The organism is Microbacterium sp. UBA3486, from assembly GCF_002377845.1.
Taxonomy (GTDB): Bacteria; Actinomycetota; Actinomycetes; order Actinomycetales; family Microbacteriaceae; genus Microbacterium; species Microbacterium maritypicum_A.
Map to the genome: position 1 here is coordinate 43000 of NZ_DFQP01000087.1, position 4736 is coordinate 47735.

Sequence of the window (4736 nt, forward strand, 5' to 3'; positions counted from 1 at the left end):
TGGGCGGTGCGTTCGACTTGAACACCCACGAGGGTCGGCTGATGGCCCGACAACTCGTCGCGATGGCGGCCTACGAGTCCGGACACAAGGCTGACCGCATTCGCCGCGCGAACCGGCAGAAGGCCGAACGTGGCGACTGGCACGGCGCAGCAAAGTTCGGATACGGCACCGGCGGCGTCCTCATCCCCGAGCAGGCCGCCGTCGTCCGTGAGATGGCGGACAGGTTCCTCGCCGGCCAGTCCCTGCGCTCGATCACCGCGTGGCTGAACGATGAGTCCGGGTTCCCCGCACCGCAGGCGAAGACCGGGAAGACGCTCGGCGTCTGGCACGCGACCACCGTGAAGTCCATCTTGGTCTCCGCCCGGATCAGCGGGCAGCGAGCGTACGAGCCGACGCGACGGCGCGGTGATGGCCCGAACGGGCGAGAGATCCTCGGACTGGGAAACTGGCCGGCGATCATCACGCCGGAAGAGACAACCCGCATCAGGGCCATGCTTTCCAACCCCGACCGCCGGGTTGGAGCATCTTCGATCAATCTGCTGTCGGCGATCGCGACGTGCGGCAAGTGCGGCTCCGGGCTCGTCGCGGGCAAGGCCAAGCACGGGCCATCCGATGCGAAGCGGAACTACTACCGCTGCATGCCAGTACCAGGACATCCCGAGAGAGGCGGTCTGTCGGTCAGTGCATCCGGCCTCGAGGCTGTTGTCAGAGAAGCCGTGATCGCACGCCTGGTCGTGACCACCCTTCCGGCCGACACTTCCGAGACAGGCGGGGCAGTCGCGGAAGCGATGGGACGGATCATGGCCGCGCGCGAGCGGATGGAAGATCTCGCCCGCGACTACGGGGCGGGCATGCTGACTCGCAGCGAGTACCACGCCGGTCGCGTCGCCGCCCAGAGCGCCGTTCACGACGCGGAACTGGCCCTCGGCAGGGTAAACCGCGGGTCGGCCCTCAAAGGGCTCCCTATCGGCGATGAGGAGGCTCTGCGGCACGCTTGGGAGCACGAGTGGACTGTGCCGCAGAAGCGCGCGATCCTGACCGCGCTGATCGACAGCCTCGTCGTGCAGCCCTACGCGAACGGTGGTTCGCGCTTCCGGCCCGAGCGGGTGCAGCTCACCTTCAAGGCATAACGGGAGGATGCTGGGTCAGGCCGGATGCTCCATGAGCGCGCGAAGCCGGCCCAACGCCACCGGGTCTTCGACGGCGAACGGCACCCCTGACGCCTCGCATGCCTCTCGCGTCCAGGCCACCACATCGAAGTTGGGCGGGAGCGCGTGCTTCGCGAGATCGCCGCGGGTGGCGTGCTCTGCGCTTGTGCTGCCCATGATGCACAGGTACGCGCATCGCCCCGACCCCACGGCGGCGCGCACCTTCGTGGTGCGGGCGCCTGCCCGCGGCGAAAAAGCGGAGCATCATCATGGCGACCCCTCGATATCGGCCGGAGCAGTTCGTCGACTCGGGCTGGGACTCGGGCACGCCGGAGCGCAAGGCGCGGTTCGTGAACTCCCTGCTGCGCTTCATCGCCGACGACTTCCCCCGTGAACGGTTCACGCGCCCGCTGTATCTGGGGCTCTCCACGCACGGCTACTTCGGGTTCATCGCGCACTACGACATTCACGGCTTCTACGACGAGCAGATGTCGACGCCTGCCCGCCGTGAGCGGTTCCTGAGCGACCTGGCCTGCGACTGCCAGAAGGACGCGCACCTGGACCGCCCGGACCTGTGGAGCGACGTCAAGGTCGTCCTGGCGAGCCGCCTCATGCCCCAGGCCGAGCAGGCGCCCGCGGCGCGGCGGCTGGCGCCGTCGTCTNNGGCGGGACACGCCCCCCCGCCGCTGGCCCTGACGCGCCGACCCTGTTCTGAGACTCGACCTCAGAGGCCGAACTGCGGTCCTTCGCGCAGCGGCGCCGTCGAACGCTCGGCGACGGCGAGGTCGGCCACAGTGCGGTCGGGGTCGGCTCGCACACCGAGCGCGGGACGGTGCGCTCGGACGGACTCCACAGTGATCCGGGCCTCCTCGACGGCAGGCGGCAGGTCGCCGCCGTCCTGCATCGCGGCGAGCTGCGCCTCGACACGGGCCAGGTCCGCCTCCGACTCGGCCAGGGCGCGCACGTACCGGAACGGTTGACCGATGCGTTCCTCGGTCTCGGCGATGGTCTGCTCGGCGACGGCGAGGTCATCGCGGGCGTGCCCGAGCAGGGTGGGGATGCCCGAGACGCGGTTCTCGATGCGCTGAATCACGCCGACACCACCCTCGAGGAAGATGCCGCGGGAGATCGTGAAGCCGCTGCGGGGCACGCCGTCGAGCGTGACCTCCATGAGCAGATCGCCGAGCATCGGCAGCGTGCTCAGGTGGATGTCGAATCCGCTGATGCGCCCGATGACGCCGTAGTCGCGGGTCGCGTACTTCGGCGCCCACTTCAGGTCCGAGTCGTGCGCCCACCGGGCGAGCGCGTGCGCGGCATCGACCCGCGAGTCGTAGTGCGTGCCGCGCAGCTCGATACGGAAGTTCTCGCCGGAGGTCTCTCGGATGCGGGTNNCCGGCGCGGCGTGCGTCGCCGCGGGCGCGGTCGCGGCTGTGGATCAGCATCGACTCGTTACGGTGATAGGCACGTTCCAGCCGACGGAGCCTGGTGACCTCGTTCTCGATCGTGGAGTGCTCCAGCAGCAGGGGGTTGCCGGAGCTGATCGCCTTCGCTTCCGCGGCGGACAGAGCCGAGGAGTCGATCTCCTCGATCTCGCGGGTGTCGAGCCGGCCACGCATGAGCTGGGCGATGAACGTCGCCTTCCGCTCGACGCCCTGCCACATGTAGGAGTCGAAGGAGCGCTCCGTCACGAACCGGACGATGGCGACCTCCGCGTTCTGGTTGCCCTGCCGCATGATCCGGCCCTCGCGCTGGGCGATGTCCGAGGGACGCCACGGGCAGTCCAGGTGGTAAAGCGCGACGGCGCGGGCCTGGACGTTGGTGCCGACGCCCATCTTCTCCGTGGAGCCGAGCAGCACGGCGATGTGCCCAGCGCGCGCGGCGGCAAACAGCCGCCCCTTGTCCGTGTCGGTCTTGGCCACGTGCATGAACCGGATCGCCTCGCCCGGCATCCCGCGCATCACGAGCTGGGCGTGCAACTCGTCGTAGGCGTTCCAGCGATCGGGGTTCGGCGTCCCGATGTCGGAGAACACCAGCTGCAACGCCCCGCGTACCGGCGAGGGCTGCCCAGTGATGACGTCGAGGTACTCGTTGTCGCGCGTGCGCTCCCATACCCGGTGGATCGCGTCCGCGGCCGCGTCGATCTTCGTCGGGCCGGAGGGCCGGTTCGGGACGATCATGCGAATGTCCAGCGCGGCCTTCCGCCCATCGGTGGACACGTTGAGCATGTTGTCCTCGGTGGGCGGAACCGCCTTCGCGGCGAGGTTCTCCGCCCGCGCCCCCAGGTGCTCGATGAACCGTTCGAGCTCCACGGTCGGCTGTACCGGCACGGTCGCCGGCACCCGCTGCCCGTCGTCGCGGGCAACGAGGTCCGGGGTCGGCAGTTGCAGGTCTTCGGCGGTCTTCACGTCGGCGAAGATCGACCACATCTTGAGCATCTCCGGCACGTTCGAAAACTTCGCGAAGCGGGTCTTCATGCGGAACGTGTTGTTTCCGGTCGGGGCCATCTCCATCTGCGTGACGGTCTGCCCGAACGTCGCCGCCCAAGCGTCAAACGCACCGATTCCGGCCGCGTCGAGTAGGTCTGGGCGCAGGTAACGCTGCATGACGTATGCCTCGGTGATCGAGTTGGAGATCGGGGTCGCGGTCGCGCCGGTGACGACTCGCTCCCGGCCCTGTGAGCGCAGGTACTCGAGCTTCATGTGCAGGTCGGTCGCCCGGTCGGAGCCCTCGATCGAGGCGTCGCGGATGTTGGACTCTGTGGCGAGGTTCTTGTACATGTGCATCTCGTCGACGATCACGTAGTCGATGCCGGTGTCCTCGAAGCAGACACCGACGTCGCGGGAGGTGTCGGTGCGTTCTTTGAGCTTGTTCTCCAGGGCCAGGAGCTTGCGCTGGATGCGCTTGACGCTCATCCGGTCCTCGCCCTCGGCCTGGTCGAGCACTTCCTTGACGTCATCGACCTGCGAGCGGATGTATGCCTGCTGGGTCTCGGTGCGCAGCGGGATCTTCGCGAACGCGCCCTGCGTCAAGATCACGGCATCCCACTCGTTCGCTGCGGCGCGGGCGACGAAGGTGCGGCGCTTGTCCGCAGTCAGGTCACCGCTGGAGACGGCGAGGATGCGGGCCTGCGGGTAGATCTGCGACCACTCCCGGCCGACCTGCTCGAGCATGTGATTCGGCACGACGACGACGGGCTTGGCGATCAGGCCCATGCGGCGCATCTCCATCGCGCCCATCACCATCTCGGCCGTCTTGCCGGCACCGACCTCATGGAACAGACCGGCCGAGGGCTCGGCGATCATGCGGGCGACCGCGGCCCGCTGGTGCGGGCGCGGCTCGAAGCTTGCCGCCATGCCGGGCAGCGAGAGGTAGTCGCCCGCATCGCTGTAGTCACGGAGGACGATGGAGTTGAAGCGCCGGTTGTACTCTTCGACCAGCGCCGCGGCGCGGGCCGGGTCTTCCCATACCCACTCGCCGAACCGCTCTTGGATCAGGTCGGCCTTCTCCTGCGCGGCCGTCGTCTCGATCGGGTTCAGGACGCGGCGGATCTTCCCGCCGACGTCTTCCACCTCGTCATAGACGAGCAAG

4 protein-coding genes are annotated in these 4736 nt (G+C 68.4%); 1 reads left to right on the forward strand and 3 read right to left on the reverse strand.

Annotated features, from left to right (window positions below; all coding sequences use genetic code 11):
• The coding region (locus tag B2869_RS13850; RefSeq protein ID WP_292767737.1) for a recombinase family protein at positions 1-1130 on the forward strand (1130 nt) is incomplete at its 5' end.
• A gap of 15 nt (positions 1131-1145) precedes the next feature.
• Here the strand turns inward: B2869_RS13850 and B2869_RS13855 are convergent.
• The 3 genes from B2869_RS13855 to B2869_RS18795 form a co-directional block, all read right to left on the reverse strand.
• A complete protein-coding gene (locus tag B2869_RS13855) occupies positions 1146-1325 on the reverse strand; it encodes a hypothetical protein (protein ID WP_206474113.1) in 180 nt (59 codons plus the stop codon).
• 547 nt (positions 1326-1872) lie between these two features.
• Positions 1873-2241: a hypothetical protein gene (locus B2869_RS13860; RefSeq protein WP_292767743.1), complete on the reverse strand. Its 369-nt coding sequence runs from the start codon at positions 2239-2241 to the stop codon at positions 1873-1875.
• Positions 2177-4736, reverse strand: a 2560-nt coding sequence (locus tag B2869_RS18795; protein ID WP_414683275.1) for a helicase-related protein, incomplete at its 5' end; no start/stop codon positions are given. The genes B2869_RS13860 and B2869_RS18795, both read right to left, overlap by 65 nt.

Excerpts from the sequence above, each read along its gene's own strand:
- B2869_RS13855 (WP_206474113.1), bottom strand. The coding sequence starts at position 1,325 with ATGGGCAGCACAAGCGCAGAGCACGCCACCCGCGGCGATCTCGCGAAG.